This is a genomic window from Staphylococcus rostri (genome assembly GCF_002902145.1).
GTDB classification, from domain to species: domain Bacteria; phylum Bacillota; class Bacilli; order Staphylococcales; family Staphylococcaceae; genus Staphylococcus; species Staphylococcus rostri.
In genome coordinates, this window is the sequence record NZ_PPRF01000002.1 from 18653 (window position 1) to 36059 (window position 17407).

General features: G+C 39.0%; 15 protein-coding genes and 2 riboswitches. Of the genes, 7 read left to right on the plus strand and 8 right to left on the minus strand.

Annotated features, from left to right (window positions below):
- Positions 1-2 precede the first annotated feature (2 nt).
- Both ahpC and CD122_RS00095 read right to left on the minus strand, forming a co-directional pair.
- Positions 3-572: an alkyl hydroperoxide reductase subunit C gene (gene ahpC, locus CD122_RS00090; RefSeq protein ID WP_103356991.1), complete on the minus strand. Its 570-nt coding sequence runs from the start codon at positions 570-572 to the stop codon at positions 3-5.
- A 340-nt stretch (positions 573-912) separates the two neighbouring features.
- Positions 913-1689, minus strand: coding sequence for a 2-keto-4-pentenoate hydratase (locus CD122_RS00095; protein ID WP_103356992.1), 777 nt, complete (start codon positions 1687-1689; stop codon positions 913-915).
- A gap of 133 nt (positions 1690-1822) precedes the next feature.
- Here CD122_RS00095 and nfsA point away from each other — a divergent pair, with 133 nt between their 5' ends.
- The gene (nfsA, locus tag CD122_RS00100) at positions 1823-2578 is read left to right on the plus strand and encodes an oxygen-insensitive NADPH nitroreductase (protein WP_103356993.1); all 756 of its coding nucleotides are present in this window, start codon (positions 1823-1825) and stop codon (positions 2576-2578) included.
- A gap of 60 nt (positions 2579-2638) precedes the next feature.
- On the opposite strand, the gene CD122_RS00105 is transcribed toward nfsA, so the two are convergent.
- The 6 genes from CD122_RS00105 to CD122_RS00125 all read right to left on the minus strand — a co-directional run bounded on the left by CD122_RS00105 (position 2639) and on the right by CD122_RS00125 (position 7494).
- Positions 2639-4030, minus strand: coding sequence for an L-cystine transporter (locus CD122_RS00105; RefSeq protein WP_103356994.1), 1392 nt, complete (start codon positions 4028-4030; stop codon positions 2639-2641).
- 83 nt (positions 4031-4113) lie between these two features.
- Positions 4114-5211, minus strand: a complete 1098-nt coding sequence (thiO, locus tag CD122_RS00110) for a glycine oxidase ThiO (protein ID WP_103356995.1) — start codon at positions 5209-5211, stop codon at positions 4114-4116.
- Positions 5196-5345 (minus strand): hypothetical protein, encoded by a 150-nt coding sequence (locus tag CD122_RS11835; protein WP_169926436.1) that lies wholly within the window; start codon positions 5343-5345, stop codon positions 5196-5198. The genes thiO and CD122_RS11835 overlap by 16 nt, the downstream gene beginning before the upstream one ends.
- A riboswitch (TPP riboswitch) is annotated at positions 5338-5440 on the minus strand. Its footprint overlaps the gene before it by 8 nt.
- 35 nt (positions 5441-5475) lie before the next feature.
- Entirely contained in the window at positions 5476-6075 is a 600-nt protein-coding gene (locus CD122_RS00115) for a DNA-binding protein (protein WP_103356996.1), read from the minus strand.
- A 111-nt stretch (positions 6076-6186) separates the two neighbouring features.
- On the minus strand, positions 6187-6861 hold the full coding sequence (locus CD122_RS00120) for a hypothetical protein (RefSeq protein WP_103356997.1): 675 nt from the start codon (positions 6859-6861) through the stop codon (positions 6187-6189).
- A gap of 225 nt (positions 6862-7086) precedes the next feature.
- On the minus strand, positions 7087-7494 hold the full coding sequence (locus tag CD122_RS00125; RefSeq protein WP_103356998.1) for a general stress protein: 408 nt from the start codon (positions 7492-7494) through the stop codon (positions 7087-7089).
- Between the two features lie 176 nt (positions 7495-7670).
- Positions 7671-7773, plus strand: a riboswitch (purine riboswitch).
- A gap of 183 nt (positions 7774-7956) precedes the next feature.
- Between CD122_RS00125 and xpt the strand changes: the two genes are divergently transcribed.
- From xpt to CD122_RS00155, 6 genes are all read left to right on the plus strand, one after another.
- On the plus strand, positions 7957-8538 hold the full coding sequence (gene xpt / locus CD122_RS00130) for a xanthine phosphoribosyltransferase (protein WP_103356999.1): 582 nt from the start codon (positions 7957-7959) through the stop codon (positions 8536-8538).
- Positions 8538-9806 (plus strand): xanthine permease PbuX, encoded by a 1269-nt coding sequence (gene pbuX / locus CD122_RS00135; protein ID WP_103357000.1) that lies wholly within the window; start codon positions 8538-8540, stop codon positions 9804-9806. Before xpt ends, pbuX begins: the two co-directional genes overlap by 1 nt.
- A gap of 33 nt (positions 9807-9839) precedes the next feature.
- Positions 9840-11306, plus strand: coding sequence for an IMP dehydrogenase (gene guaB, locus CD122_RS00140; protein ID WP_103357001.1), 1467 nt, complete (start codon positions 9840-9842; stop codon positions 11304-11306).
- Positions 11307-11327: 21 nt separating this feature from the next.
- Complete coding sequence (guaA, locus tag CD122_RS00145; protein WP_103357002.1) at positions 11328-12869, plus strand: glutamine-hydrolyzing GMP synthase; 1542 nt, start codon at positions 11328-11330, stop codon at positions 12867-12869.
- Between the two features lie 791 nt (positions 12870-13660).
- Positions 13661-15154: an RNA-binding domain-containing protein gene (locus CD122_RS00150; RefSeq protein WP_103357003.1), complete on the plus strand. Its 1494-nt coding sequence runs from the start codon at positions 13661-13663 to the stop codon at positions 15152-15154.
- 471 nt (positions 15155-15625) lie between these two features.
- A complete protein-coding gene (locus tag CD122_RS00155) occupies positions 15626-17221 on the plus strand; it encodes a trypsin-like serine peptidase (protein WP_169926437.1) in 1596 nt (531 codons plus the stop codon).
- The last annotated feature ends 186 nt before the right edge of the window (positions 17222-17407 follow it).

A 17407-nucleotide genomic window follows, 5' to 3' on the forward strand; every position in this document is an offset into this window, starting at 1 on the left:
CCTTAAATTTTACCTACTAAGTCTAAACCTGGTGTTAAAGTTTCGCTACCTTCTTCCCATTTCGCTGGGCAAACTTCACCTGGGTTTTGACGTACATATTGTGCTGCTTTGATTTTGTGTACTAATGTGCTTGCGTCACGGCCGATACCGTCAGCATTGATTTCAGCTGCTTGAACAACACCGTCAGGGTCAACGATGAATGTACCACGTTGTGCAAGACCTGATGCTTCGTCTAATACGTCGAATTGACGCGTGATTGTTTGTGATGGGTCACCGATCATTGTGTATTTTAAAGTGCTGATCGCATCTGAGTGATCGTGCCAAGCTTTGTGTACGAAGTGTGTGTCAGTTGATACTGAGAATACGTTTGTACCAAGTTCTTGTAATTTTTCGTATTGGCTTTGAACGTCTTGTAATTCAGTTGGGCATACGAATGAGAAGTCTGCTGGGTAGAATACAACAACGCTCCAGCTGCCTTTTAAGTCTTCTTGAGTTACTTCAACGAACTCATCTTTTTGTGCGTTATATGCTTGTGCTGTGAAATCTTCAATTTGTTTACCGATTAATGACATGTTAATTGGCCTCCTAATATATGTGCTTATTATTATTAGATTAGAACTACCACAAAGTCTTCTTTGTTATAATTCCTTTTTAATAATAATTCTAATCTCGAGTATTATTATGGCATGGAACGATAAAAACGTCAATTAATAAACTGAAATAATTTATATGTGGCTTTTATCGTGCGATGTTGCGTCGCTGGAATGATGCGCAGCAATGCAGTGTACGCATGCCATCTCTACATTCATCATAGCATTGATTGTCATGAATTCTCAATTAAAGACACCTTTATTGAAAATGAACAGTGTTAAAAGGCTCTCCAAGTACGTACTCGAAAAGCCTTAAAATGTATTATTCAAATGTCACAGTCACACTGCCGACACCTTGGTAATCAACGGTATACGTACCTTGTTCTGCTTTAATAGGTGGGATGAATGTACCCGATGAGATGACATCACCTTTTTTGAGCGCTTTACCATGGCTTGCTAATTTTTGGCTTAACCATTGAACAGCTTTAACAGGATTACCTAATACTTCTGATGCGACGCCTGTTTTAATTTTTTCTCCATTATACTTCAATGACATTGTGACGTTACCAAGCGTTTCATAATCAAGTTGGGCCACAGATTCGCCGACAACGACAAGACCTGTTGCGGTGTTATCTGCCAGTAGGTCACCTAATGTAAAGTTAGGGAACCAGTCTTCGTAACGTGCATCTGGTACTTCGATGGCAGGTGCGAGTTGTGAGTTGTTCAATACATCATCAATACTTGGCTCAGCTGGCAAATCTTCTGTTATAACGAAGACTAATTCGGGCTCGATTAATGGCGCGAATAGCTTATCTAATTGAACTGTTGCACTGTCTTCTTTTAGTACGGTTTTGAGCAATGTACCATAAGCAGGTTCGTGCGTGTTGGCATAGGCTTGTGTTTCAGCGCTCGTCATACTTACTTTATAACCTGCGACTTCAGTGTGATTGTGTGCTTTTAATTTATCGATTAAGGCATCTTGTGTTTGGTAGCCTAAGACTTCATCCACATCAGCTTCAGGATTTAGGAAAGGGATGGGTTGTTGTGTATCGTAAGCTTGGAATACTTGATCTGCTAATTGTTGTGCTTTTTGTGACATAAAGACACTCCTTTGTCAGAAAATTTATATTTTTATGATAAAGGTTTGTTTGGAAAGATGCAAGTAAGCAAGGTATATGCGTTTCATTAGATGATTTGCTAATATGAGAAAAAAGCATAGAGGAGTGTCAAGCATGTCAGATTACGTTTATAACTTAGCAAAAAAGCATCATTCGGTTAGAAAATTCAAACCAGAACCGTTAACACGTGAGACGGTTGAAAAATTGATCGAAGCAGGTCAAATGGCGTCGACATCGAGCTACTTACAAACGACGTCAGTGATTGGCGTAGAAGATGAAGAGAAGAAACTGGCACTTAAAGAAGTATCAGGACAACCGTACGTCGTAGATAACGGTTATTTGTTTGTATTCGTGATTGATTACAATCGTCACAGTATCGTGAATGAACAACAATCACGTGATATGTCAACGAGCTTTGAATCAGCGGAAGGTTTACTTGTAGGAACGGTGGATGCGTCATTAATGGCTCAGAACATTGCGCTTACTGCTGAAGATATGGGCTACGGTATTGTCTATTTAGGTTCGTTGCGTAACGATGTGGCACGTGTGCGAGAGATTTTAGACTTACCTGAGTATACGTTCCCACTCTTTGGTATGGCGTTGGGTGTGCCTGCAGATGATGAGAATGGTTCACCAAAACCACGCTTACCGTTAGAGCACGTTTTCCATGTAGACACGTATAACAAAGACCGTGATGTACAGCGTCAACAGTTAGCAGATTATGACCAAACGGTATCTGATTATTATAAAGAGAGAACACAGGGGCAACGCACGGAAACATGGTCTGAACAAGTAGGAAACTTTATGAGTAGCAAACAGCGCTTAGAGATGGATCATTGGCTCAAAAACGCCGGATTTAATAAAAAATAAAAGAAAGGCCGCCTATGTGGATAGCAATCATACTATCCACATAGGCGGCTTTATTAATGATTAACGACTTGTTGACAATTCGTCATAGTGATTGTCGTTAAAGACTTTTTCGTCTAATTGTTTTGTAAGTTTTGCTGTACCTGTGCCTGCTAACATTGAGTCGTTAACGTTCAAGGCAGTACGTCCCATATCGATAAGCGGTTCAACTGAGATAAGCACACCGGCAAGTCCGACTGGTAAGTTTAATGCTGAAAGGACAAGGATTGATGCGAATGTTGCACCGCCACCAACACCTGCGACACCAAATGAACTAATGATGACAACGAGAACAAGTGTTGCGATGAATTGTAAGTCGACTTCAACACCTGCAACGGGTGCGACCATAATCGCAAGCATTGCTGGATAGATACCCGCACAACCATTTTGACCGATAGACAGACCGAATGAGCCTGAGAAGTTCGCGATGGCTTGTGGCACGCCTAAGCGGTTTGTTTGTGCTTGAATATTAAGTGGTAACGTACCCGCACTTGAACGTGATGTGAAGGCAAATACCATAACTTCTGCTGTTTTTTTCATATATTGAATTGGGTTCACACCAAGTACCGCTAAAATAATCATGTGAATGATGTACATTGTGATAAGTGCGGCGTATGATGCGATGACAAATTTGCCAAGTGTCCAAATCGCTGCGAAGTCACTTGTCGCCATTGTATTCAACATGATGGCTAAGATACCATAAGGCGTTAAGCGTAATACGAACGTAACGATAGCCATAACAAGTGCGTATACCGCATCGATTGCACGTTTTAAAACATGACCATTTTCAGGTTGTTTACGTGCGACACGTAAGTATGCAAAACCGATAAATGCAGCGAAGATAACGACTGCAATTGTTGATGTTGCACGTGCACCTGTGAAGTCCAAGAACGGATTTGCAGGGAGTAGTTCTAAGATTTGTGCTGGTAATGTTGTTGCTGTTAAATCTTTCGCTGTTTGTGTGATTTCAGAACTACGTGCATTTTCAGCCTGACCTAAGTCGATACTTGAGGCATCAAGGCCGAATAACATCGCATAGGCGATACCGACAATTGCGGCAATTGCTACGGTACCGATTAAGAACATAAAAATATAAGAACCCATTTTCGCGAACTTTTCACCAAGGTCGATCTTAGTGAACGCGGCAATGATAGATACGAAAACAAGTGGGATAACAATCATTTGTAATAAGGAAATATAACCATTACCAATGATGCCAATCCATTCAGTTGTTTGGGTTGTAATCTTGCTGTCAGAACCATAGATGAGTTGCACGATCACACCGAGTACAATCCCTAGACCGAGTGCCGTGAAGACACGTGTAGGGAACTTGACGTGCTTTTTCGTCATCATCCATAAGCCTGCAAGAATCGCAATGAAGATGATTAAGTTAAGTATAATTAATAATGTAGACATATAGACGCTTCCTTTTTAATTCCGATTTGTATAATAAGAATAAGTGCAAGTGTCTATAAAATCAAGCCCTATGCGTTAATTTTTTAATTTAATGGAGAAAATGGTTTCAATTGTTGCTCGGCCAATGTATCGCCGTCAATCAGTTGTGCCATCAACTCTCCCACGATAGGTGACAGCAAGATACCGTTACGATAATGACCAGTTGAAACGTAAAGGTTCGGCTGTATTGCGCCCATAATAGGGATGCCGCTTGGTGTGATAGGGCGGATGCCTGTCCAAGTTTTAATGACGCGGTGTTGCTGGAGTGCTGGAATCATGTTGAAGCTTTCTACATCTAACCAGTGCAAGTTCGCTTCATTATTATGTGTACTCCAGTTGTCAATTTCAGATGTCGCGCCAATTAAGAAGCGGTTCGGCTTTTTCGGCACAATATAACAGCCATTCATATTGAAAATCGTCTCTTTCAGCCCCGTGTAGTCAGATTCGATGAGTTTAACATCCCCTTTGACCGGTTGCGTAGGCAGTTCAATGCCAAGTTGTTGAAGCAGTGTGCCACTCCATGCACCTGCCGCGATGATAAGTTCATCAGCTTCAAAGGAACCACGAGAAGTTGCGATATGATAATGTGTCCCCGTCTGTGTGATTTGAATAACTTCTGTATGCAAATGCAGGTGTATATGTGGCCGCTTAATTGCCGACTGTATCAAAGCCTGTGTATACAAATTTGCATTAATTTGACCGTCGTCATGAATTTTAAACGCCGCACACGAATGAACGTCACACTGCGGGAAACGTTCATGTAGTTGTGCGGGTGATAGTTCATATATCGCATGGTCTTGTTGAGACAGAAAAGCAAATTGTTTCTTCACATCCGCTACATATTGTGGTGCCGTTGCGACTTTGATAAGTCCGTGTGTTTGTAATTCAATATCCATTTGCGTTTCTTTATTGAGCCGTTCAGCAGTATCAGGCATCATGACACGACTCATCATCGCAAGGCGGTAAAGAGGGGTATCTTCAAAAAATTCATTTTGTGCACCTAACATACCACCCGCAGCATAAGAAGCATTCATACGTGGGGTAGAGCGATCAATAATATGTATCTGTCTACCTTTATGATTGAGTTGACGGGCAATAGACACTCCCATGACACCCGCACCAATAATCACTGTTTGTAACATAAAAAAACCTCCTGCATGTGAGGGTGCAGGAAGTTTGCATGTATGATTGAAATTGAGTCGCTGTTAATAACAATAGCTTCAATATCGTTATCGTTCGTTGCAACCGCCTGACCGTGGTCTGCGCGTTGCGACATGTCATTGCTTCCCTTCGATGGCATTAACCATATCAGGTTCAAAGAGTTAAGAGTCAGTCTTTCTCAGCTCACTTCGAGCACCCCTAGCATGATATTTAATTTTAAAGCATCTGTCTTATATTAGCGTGGCTTAACCACCAAATAAACGTTGGAAAAAGCCTTTTTTCTCGCTGTTTTCGATTTTCTCTGTCAAAGCCTTTTGTTCTTCAATTTGTGATTCGATATGTTTTTGTGTCGTACCGAGTTGCTCCGTTTGCTTCTTCTGAGCTTCTGTTAATGCCTCCATCGACGCGCTATTTGCTTTAAGTTGTGTTTCCAACTTGTTATGTAACTCAGTCAATGCTTCTTGTTGTTGATGTACTTGTGTAACCATTTGTCCGAGCATTTTACGTTCTTCGCGCATCTGGTTAATTTCATTGTGCAACTCATTGAATAAGTTAGAAAGTTGTTGATCTGCTGGCAACTGTTGTGCGTCGTCTTTAACAATCACTTGTAAGAAGTCTTTTTCTTTTTCAAGTTCTTCAAATGCGAGCTCATAGCTATTCGTTTGACCAACGCGTTCAGCAATCTCTTGGAATAATGCAATATCGTCTTCTTTAAAATCAGTCGCTTCACGCCCGCGATATTCTGTTTTGCCTAAATGGTAACCACGTTCTTCAAGGTGCTGAACGATTTTGCGGACTTGCTTTTCACTTAAGCCAGATTTTTGAGCAAATTCTTTTGTTAGCATATAACCGGATCCTTCCTTCTACAATTTTAGACGACTGTCAGTGTTCGTTCAGTGACCCGTCAGTCTTACCTCTTCCTAATTGTAGCGACTTTACGACTTGATTTCAAGGGCTTATGCAGTCGGATCTTTACGCAAATCCATCTTAACGAGTAATGGATAGATGACTTTACGTGGTAGACGATTCGCAAAGACATATTTGAGAATATAGCATGACTTGACGCTTGTCCCATAGATGTCTTTCGTTAAAGGAATATTCGCCTTGATATAAAGGTCGAGGGGCACCGGCTTGCCATTACGATCAAGAGACGGCTGAATATATGGAATTTGTATTTGTTTTTCAAAATCATGTTGTGTGAGGAAACGTCTGCGGAATGCAATATCATCAGCCGTTTGTGAATTCACATCAGGTGACTCAAACGTTGATTCAAACATAAAGAAGTTCACATCTTTACCGTGCAACTGGTTTGATAATACGTTGATACACGCCTCCGTTTGATACAGTGTCTCCTCAAGATACGTTTCGTGGTTGTCGCCATGTTCTGCTAGTAAATAAATAATAAAGCCAGCGTTCGTTGTAGCTTCATAGTGTGCCGTCGCAAAACTAACCACACGGCCGTCTTCCACGCCAACTAAGAATACATAATCATTCTTCGTCTTTTCCGTTTTGAGCGATTGGACAAAGACAGACTCATCTTCCGTCACAAGGGGGTCTAATCTGCCAGTGTAAAAGTCGATTGCTGGTTGATACCACGGATCTTTTGTCGATTTAATTTGAATAAATTTCATAGCCTATCACCTCTTTGTAATGGCTCTAGTATAGCATACTCAAAGGGATGTTATATGAATAGAAACATACCGTTTAAGCTTGAGATTTGAGATAGAAGCTGATGAGGGATGCTAGGACTCCGGTTGTTGGTTTCTCAGCCTACAAGTCAGTCCTTGTCGAACGTTTGATTCACAAAAAAGCACCCAGACGTAAGAATCGCCTGAGTGCTAACGGAGTGCTTAAAATTATTCAATATCGCCTTTATGTTCAGATGGATGATGTTTGAAGTCTTGTGTTTCATAAGCGCTGTTCGTTTGTGTCACTTCGCCATTTAAATGTTGATTGCGGTCAACTACAATGGCAATGTCGCCATCAAGTACGGCTTGCTTCAACTGTTCTTTGTCGTTATCAGCAAGGTCAAAGCGTGTAAACGCAGCTTCTTCTGGATCTTCTCCGATAAAAAAGCGCATAAACTTATCGCTAATTGTACCTGCAGTTGGTTTCTGTTTGACTTCTGAGTCGTTGAAACGGTCTGTTTTGAGTCGCTCCTTGCTGACAATTGTAATTTCATGTTCGCTGTATCCATCGCGCAACAATGCATCAACTGCTTTAATCACATCTTCTTCGTTTTTTACCAATTTAAAATGAGTCATTTCGGATGCCCCCGTTCATTATTATTTAGTTTTTCAAATACCCTTTTAATGAAAAGTTAAACGCATACATTTTTATTATGCTATTTAATGATAACTTTTGTAAAGATGCTAAAGAATTCTAAAAATTGATGTTTTGCATACCAGTATTGCGAAAAAACGTTAAATTTGCTATTATCAGTTAATAATTTACATAGACTCATATAATCTGAAGAATATGGCTTTAGAAGTTTCTACCATGTCGCCTTAAACGATATGACTATGAGTAATAACTACATCTGTAACATGCGACATACGTTCGGCGCTTTTACGACAAAAAGTCAGTGTATTTAGTAATGTCAAAGGGCGTTCTAACGATGATGTCAGTGTCACTGTACAATTGTATGACTATTACTCTAACACCTGAAACGATATTCTTTAGTTTTGGGGTTTTTTAATATCTTGAGTTATCTAGGAGGAATAGTTTTGGATGCGTTAAAAAGAAAAGTCATTGAAGACGGTGTGGTTATTGATGAGGCCATTCTCAAAGTCGACGGTTTTTTAAATCATCAGATTGACGCAGGATTGATGTACGAGATTGGGGAAGTCTTTCATTCGCAGTTTAGCGATCAAGGTATTACAAAGATTTTAACGATTGAAGCATCAGGTATTGCACCGGCAATCATGGTGGCACACCGCTTTAATGTACCGTGTTTGTTTGCGAAAAAGGCGAAACCGAACACTTTGAATCAAGGGTATTACCAAACGGATGTACATTCATTTACGAAAAACAAAACGAATTCGGTGATTGTTTCAAATGAGTTTTTGTCTGATCAAGATACGGTCTTAATTATTGATGACTTTTTAGCGAATGGGGAAGCAGCGTTAGGCTTACATCGTTTAGCACAGCAAGCAGGCGCTAAGACGGCGGGTATTGGTATACTCGTTGAAAAGAGCTTCCAGCCAGGGCGTGCGCGTTTAGAGGAAGCAGGACTGACGGTATCATCATTATGTCAAGTGGCATCTTTAAAAGGGAACAAGGTTACTTTGTTAGGAGATGACGCATAATGAAAAGGTTCTTGCTGAGCTTACAACACTTATTAGCCATGTACGCAGGTGCGATTCTTGTCCCAATTATTGTAGCGACAAGTTTAGACTTCTCTGCAGAACAGACGGCATACCTAGTAACAGTAGATATTTTTATGTGTGGTGTGGCAACATTCTTGCAAGTCTATAAAGGTATCGGTATTGGACTACCGGTTGTCTTAGGATGTACCTTTACAGCGGTTGCACCGATGATTTTGATTGGTCAAACGAAAGGGATAGACGTCTTATATGGTTCGCTATTCTTATCAGGTCTACTGGTTATCGTGATTGCACCATTCTTTGCATCGCTCGTTAAACTATTTCCACCGGTTGTTACGGGGAGCGTTGTAACGATTATCGGTATTACATTGATGCCTGTTGCGATGAACTATCTTGCAGGCGGTCAAGGGGCGAAAGATTACGGTGCGCCAACACATATTTTGTTAGGTGTTGTGACGCTTGTCATTATTTTAATTTTACAGCGTTTTGCACGCGGGTTTTTAAAGTCTATTGCTATTTTGCTAGGACTAGTAATTGGTACGGTGCTCGCAAGTTTTTTAGGCGTAGTAGATGTTGGACAAGTTGCTTCAGCACATTGGTTTGAATTACCAAGACCTTTCCGTTTTACAGGATTTGCGTTTGATATTGGTGCGACGATTGTATTCTTTATCGTTGCGTTGGTGAGTTTAATTGAATCAACAGGTGTGTATCATGCGTTAAGTGAGATTACTGGTAAGACATTGACGCGTAAAGACTTCCGTAAAGGTTATATGGCGGAAGGGATTGCGATTACGTTAGGTTCAATCTTTAACGCCTTTCCTTATACAGCATACTCACAGAACGTGGGACTTGTGTCATTATCAGGTGCTAAGAAGAATGACGTTATCTACGGCATGGTGGCACTGTTAATCGTCTGTGGCTGTATTCCAAAACTAGGGGCGTTGGCGAATATTATTCCACTGTCTGTCTTAGGTGGTGCGATGCTCGCGATGTTCGGTATGGTTATGGCGTATGGTATGCGCATTTTGAACGACATTAACTTCAAGAATCAGAATAACTTATTAATTATTGCGATTTCTGTTGGTTTAGGTGCAGGAATTACAGCAGTTCCAGAGGCGTTTCAAGCGCTTGGTGACCAGTTTGCATGGTTGACGCAAAATGGAATCGTTTTAGGAACGTTATCGGCAATTGTATTAAATTTATTTTTTAATGGTCTAAACTATCAACAAAATCAAGAAAATGTGAAATAATGTAACTAACAATTAGAATGGAGGCTGTACAAAATGTGGGAAAACAAGTTTGTAAAAGAAGCACTAACATTTGATGATGTTTTATTAATTCCAGCTGAATCGAATGTATTACCGAAAGAAGTAGATTTGAGTGTCACATTATCGGATAAGATTAAGTTGAACATTCCGATTATCTCAGCAGGTATGGACACTGTCACTGAGTCAAAAATGGCGATTGCGATGGCGCGTCAAGGTGGTTTAGGTGTTATTCACAAAAACATGAGCATTGAAGATCAAGCAGATGAAGTACAAAAAGTAAAACGCTCAGAGAATGGTGTTATTACAGATCCATTTTATTTAACACCAGATGAAAGTGTGTATGAAGCAGAAGCGTTGATGGGTAAATACCGTATTTCAGGTGTACCAATCGTTGACAGCAAAGCTTCACGTAAACTTGTCGGTATTCTTACAAACCGTGACTTAAGATTTATTGAAGACTTCTCAATTAAAATTTCAGACGTTATGACGAAAGAAGATTTGATTACAGCTCCAGTAGGTACGACGTTAGAAGAAGCAGAAAAAATTCTTCAATCACACCGTATCGAAAAGTTACCTTTAGTAGAAGACGGTGTATTAGAAGGGCTTATTACAATTAAAGATATCGAAAAAGTTCATGAATATCCATACTCAGCAAAAGACGAACATGGTCGTTTGCTTGTAGCAGCAGCGATTGGTATTGCGAAAGATACAGAGATTCGTGCGAAAAAACTTGTTGAAGCGGGCGTTGATGCACTTGTTATCGACACAGCACACGGTCACTCACAAGGTGTTATCGATCAAGTAAAACATATTAAAGAAACATACCCTGAAATTACTGTTATTGCAGGTAACGTTGCGACAGCTTCAGGTACGAAAGCACTATTTGAAGCGGGTGCAGATGTTGTTAAAGTAGGTATTGGACCAGGTTCAATCTGTACAACACGTGTTGTTGCAGGTGTCGGTGTACCACAAATCACAGCAATTTATGACTGTGCAACAGAAGCGCGTAAACACGGCAAAACAATTATCGCTGACGGTGGTATCAAATTCTCAGGTGACATCGTTAAAGGACTTGCTGCTGGTGGACACGCGGTAATGTTAGGTAGCTTATTAGCAGGTACAAAAGAAAGCCCTGGCGAAGTTGAAATGTTCCAAGGCCGTCAATATAAAGTATACCGTGGTATGGGCTCATTAGGTGCGATGGCAAGCGGTTCAAACGACCGTTATTTCCAAGAAGACAAAACACCTAAAAAATACGTGCCAGAAGGTGTAGAAGGACGTATCGACTACAAAGGTCCATTACAAGACACAATTTACCAATTAATCGGTGGTGTGAAGAGTGGTATGGGCTACACAGGTTCTCACAACTTACAACAATTACGTGATGAAGCACAATTTACAAAAATGAGTGCTGCCGGCTTAGCAGAAAGCCACCCACACGATGTTCAAATTACAAAAGAATCACCTAACTACTCATTCTAAGATTAAAGGAGTACAAACAGTATGGAAATGGCAAAAGAACAAGAACTGATTCTTGTCCTCGACTTTGGAAGTCAATACAATCAGCTGATTACGCGACGCATTCGTGAAATGGGCGTTTACAGTGAACTGCATGATCACGAGATTTCGTTAGATGAAATTAAAAAAATGAATCCTAAAGGTATCATCCTATCTGGTGGACCGAATTCAGTGTATGAAGAAGATGCGTTCACGATTGATCCAGCTATTTATGATTTAGGTGTACCGGTATTAGGTATTTGTTATGGTATGCAACTGACAACAAAACTTTTAGGCGGTAAAGTAGAGCGTGCTAACGAACGTGAATACGGTAAAGCCATTATTAAAGCGAAGTCAGATGAATTATTCCACGGCTTACCTGAAGAACAAACAGTTTGGATGAGTCACTCAGACAAAGTAATCGAAATTCCTGAAGGGTTTGAAGTGATTGCGGATAGCCCAAGCACACAATATGCAGCGATTGAAGATAAAAAACGTCGCATCTATGGCGTGCAATTCCACCCAGAAGTACGTCATACAGAGTACGGTAACGACTTGTTAGAAAACTTTGTACGTCGTGTATGTCAATGTACGGGTCAATGGACGATGGAGAACTTTATCGATATTGAAGTTCAAAAAATCCGCGAACAAGTCGGCGACCGCAAAGTATTATGTGCGATGAGCGGTGGCGTAGACTCATCAGTTGTAGCCGTGTTATTACACAGAGCGATTGGTGACCAATTGACATGTATCTTCGTTGACCACGGTCTTTTACGTAAAGGTGAAGGCGACATGGTCATGGAACAATTTGGTGAAGGCTTTAACATGAACATCATTCGTGTGAACGCCAAAGAACGCTTCATGTCGAAACTTCAAGGCGTTTCTGATCCTGAGAAGAAACGTAAAATCATCGGTAACGAGTTCGTATATGTTTTCGATGATGAAGCATCTAAATTGGAAGGTGTCGACTTCCTAGCACAAGGAACGTTATATACAGACGTTATCGAGTCAGGAACAAAGACGGCACAAACAATCAAATCACACCATAACGTAGGTGGTTTACCAGAGGATATGGAATTCGAACTCATCGAACCAATCAACACACTTTTCAAAGATGAAGTACGTGCGCTTGGTATCGAACTCGGTATTCCAGAACACCTTGTATGGCGTCAACCATTCCCAGGACCAGGTCTTGGTATCCGCGTCCTTGGTGAGATTACGGAAGACAAGTTAGAAATCGTTCGCGAATCAGACGCGATCTTACGTGAAGTGATTCGTGAAGAAGGTTTAGAACGTGAAATCTGGCAATACTTTACAGTGCTTCCAGACATCCGTTCAGTCGGCGTAATGGGTGACTACCGCACGTATGACTATACAGTCGGTGTACGTGCCGTGACATCTATTGACGGTATGACGAGTGACTTTGCACGCATCGATTGGGAAGTCTTACAAAAGATTTCGACACGTATCGTGAATGAAGTGGACCACGTCAACCGCGTGGTGTATGACATCACATCTAAGCCACCAAGCACAATCGAGTGGGAATAGAACCAAATAAGAAACCTTACAATCACAATGGTTGTAAGGTTTTTTTACGGTTCTATGATTTAGAAAGTAGCATAGTATGAAAAGCTAAAAAATAGGGATGATATTCAGACATCATTAATCAGTTGATTAGTATTTTTATCTATTTAGAGGAAATCATAATGAAACTATTGCAACCATTTTAATTTTTAATCGCCTCGAAATCGACACGGTTGAAATTTTCGTTATTAAAAGCTGAGGTTGTTAGACTGAATTCATTAAGATAGAAATTGATGTCATTTTCAGATGTTTCAGTAAAGACATCTTGTCGTTTGTTTGACGTGTTATGTCCTTATTGCAATAATTTATTCAATAGAATAGTAAAATGATTTTCCGGGTGTACAGATTTGTTTGTGCTATAATTTTACTATAAAAGTAACGCTGGAGGGGATATGTGTATGAATGCGGGTTTGATTGTTACGATTATTGTATGTTGTGTATTGCTTCCGACAATTATTACAGTGACAGAGCGTAATAAGAAGGGGAAGTAGCTGAAAGTATGAGTGAAACTTGTATAAAATTAGCTTCTATAATTCATTTTAAAATATATATAGAAATGACAAAGTGTAATTTGTGAAGGTGAGTGTGAAAGGGGTTTAATGCATATATAAATCTCTAGAAAACCTCTAGAAAACCTCTAGAAAATTTTGTTGCAAAATGCTGTGAACATGAGGTTTTTAGTGGATATATAGTTGGCAAATGGAATAAAACCTCTAGAAAACCTCTAGAATCAGAAAAGAAGGGATTGATAGCCTATGACATTATATTTTGAAGAAGAAAACACAACAGTTGAGTATAAAAAAGCAAGTGGTAAATTTCCAAAGTCTTTTTGGGACACATATTCATCATTTTCAAATACTGAAGGTGGTGTCATATATTTGGGGGTTAGCGAAAGAGAGAATGGTTATGAAGTTACTGGATTAACTGATGCTCAAAATTTTGTTCAAATTATTGTAGATACAGCTAATGATAAAAAGTTTACTAACTTCAATAATATTAAAATGAAGAACATAGAAAAGCTGGAACATAACGGTTTAGAATACTTAAGAATAAGGATTCCAGAAGTAAAAAGTGAAAATAAGCCAGTACATATTAGGGGGAATATAAATAATAGCTTTATAAGGAGAAATGATAGTGATCATAGAATGAGTGATGAAGAAATAAGAAGATACCTAAGAAATGCTAATCCAGAAAATGATAGTGAATTATTATCCAATTTCACTATTGATGATTTAGATACTATTAAAAAATATAAATCTATAATTCATGAGAGGAACTCTGAAATAGATGTTTTATCAATGGACCATTGGGAGTTTTTAAAGCAGTTTGGCGCTGTAGGCAGAGATAGGGAGACTAATGAATATAAACTGAAAAAAGGTGCATTACTATTTTTTGGGAAAGAAAGTGCTATATCAGAAGTTTATCCTAATTTTCATTTGGATTATCGAAATAGAACGCATTACACAGAAGATAAAAGATGGTTAGATCGAGTGAGTTCGGGTGATATCAATAATGAAGAAATTAATTTGTTTAACTTTTATAATATAGTTTTAAATAGATTAACAAATACAGTATTGGAAGAGTTCTCATTAGATGATATAACAAAAATTCGTCAAAATGTTAAAGTGGATGTTGAAATTGCATTACGAGAAGCGTTAGCGAATTTATTAATACATGCTGATTATGAAGACAATTCGTCTATTATAGTAGAAGCTTATAAAAATAATTACGTATTTAATAACCCTGGAGAAATGTTAGTGACTAAAGAAGAATTTGCAAGAGGTGGAGAGTCTAAGCTTAGGAATTCAACAATTGTTACACTGTTTAGAAAAGCAGGATACAGTGAGCGCGCCGGTTCAGGCGGGATGAAAATATTTAGTATGGCAAAAAAGAATAAGTTTCGTATGCCAGAAATTCAAAGTAGCGAAGGAAAAACTAAATTAAAGATATGGAAAATCGATTTAGCCAATAGTTACGTTGATTTAACAGAACTAGAGAAAAATATTCTTAGCTATATTATAAAAGAAAACAGAAATGTAAAAATGAAAGAAATTCAAAAACTAGATAATTTCACAGAATATATTGCTAAGACAAATGTGAATAAGCTTATAGAAAAAGATATCATCATGAAATTTGGTGAAGGAAGATCTACAGTATATGGACTTAAACCTAACAGTATTGAAATGATTGCAAATATAGAAAACAGCATGAGAAACATACAAGAATCTATTGTGAATAAAAGTAGGTAATATTTAAATATACTATAGTAATTTATGAGACTAAAGGTGACTAGAGATGAATAACTCGTTTCTAGTCACTTTTTATCCTGGTAATAGCAATTTGTCACTAGTTTTCCTTAATCACAAGAACGCTATGTTTTAATATTCACACACCAGAAATTAGCGAAAGAGCTGTGAAGCCAATGGTCAAAGCTAAAGAGTTGATGTATGGAAAATGTTATGCTACGCAAGATACTGACTTGATAAGTTAACGGATTGATAGACGCCACGATATTGATGTAGTATGGCACATTCTCAGCAAGGTAGAAGGTTGATGCTGAGAAACCCAAAGGTAACAGCATCATCGCAATCATTTGATAGTCATTAATATATGTTGTAATCATAATGCAAACGTAAAAAATTAGGCTTACCTAACAAAATTGTTGATTATATTTAAATATGACGCTATACTACAAGAGAAAAAGAGAGAGGAGTAATTTAATGCGTAATTTAAACTATATCAAGGTGCCACTTATTTTAACGGGTTTGTATTTTGTGTATCCTACGCAGGTCACGCATGCGAGTGAATTACCGGAAGCATCTAATACAGTAGTTGCGACTCAAGATGCCAATCAAGAGAAACATATTCAAAATCAAGATGGTGGAATAAGTGAAATACAGCCGACACAAGCAGAAAAGCATTTAGAAGCAACACCAGATACATATGCAGCACAACTACAAACATTTGAAGCTGATGAGGTTAATGATGCAGATGATGAACCAGAAGAGACATTTACATATGACACGTCCAAGGATCCGAATTATGATAAAGACGGTGATTTAATAGATAATCGTAAAAAGTTAACTGGAGATGCGGTCAAACCGAATACAGCATTCGTACATACGGATAATGCGAATTATAAAGGTGAGATAGAGAGTTTGAAAGGCGGCGATGGTTCTGGTGCGGTCATTGGTAAGAATCTAATTTTGACGGCAGGACACGTGGTCTATAACAACAACTATCCGCGAGACTATATGACGGGTGGTTATGTGATTCCAGGTAAAGATGGAGATAATGAACCGTATGGCAGATTTAAAATTAAAGCGATGCATGTGCCGGAAAAATATAAAGAAATGCCTTATAGAAGATATGACATGGGCATTATTGAACTGGAGCCCAATGAAAAGGGGCAGTCGATAGGCGATTTAATCAAGCCGTATGCGATTAAGCCATTTGATAAAGGCATGCTTGGTAAGAAGGTATACAGCCAAGGTTATCCAATAGAGAAAAATGAGAAAACTAAGAATCAATGGTATGCGGATGGGACGTTAATTCAAGTACAGGATCAAGGAACGATAGAGTATTCCATGCATAACTCTGAAGGACAATCAGGTGGACCGGTCTTTTTAGATAATACTGAAGAAATTATTGCGGTTCATACATATGGTTTGCGTGGCAATGATTATGGTACGTTAGGCACACCGATTACACCTGAATTGTACGCGTGGATTAACAGCTTTTTAGAGAAAGAGCCACCCATTAAGCCGATAGAAACAACACCTCAAGATGAAGACGTTGTAAAGCCACCTGAAAATCACGGACAAGCAACACAAACAGAAGGCGCTGTGAAGCCGTCTGAAGGTAAAGATGAGAAGACGCAAACAAATAATGTTGCTAAACCAGCTAATAAAGAGACGATAAATGAAACTGCAGGCTCTGAAGAACAAAATACAGTACAACAAACAAAAGAGACTGATGTGCCAAAGAAAGTAGTGTCTCAAAAGGAAAATGAATCAACGACGACAAAAGATATTACTAATATGGGTGTGAAGTCTATGACGACTGCATCAATGTCTAACATCAAACCGACTGCGATACAAACGAATGTCAGTCGTGCTAACACGTATCCTAAAGTGATGTCATCAAATGTTCAGTATCAAGCGTCTAATGATATGCCAAAAGATAGTGAGGCAGGGGAGCGTCAGCTATCACAAACAGGACGTACGTCGACAAATACATCATCTGTTATGGGCTTGTTTTTAGCTTTGGCAGGTGCAATCGTATTAACGGCCAGAAGAAAATTTAAAAATATGTAAAGTAATGTATAAAAGCTAGAATTTCTTGTCTATAAAATAGGGATTCTGGCTTTTTTGCGTCTTGTTAAATCATGAAAAGAAAGTTCGGATATTAATCAATAATTCAACTTTGTGTCTTTATAGAACTGTGGTATTCTTATAACAATCAATTTTCGGACAAAATAAACTTTTTACAGATTTGAAAGG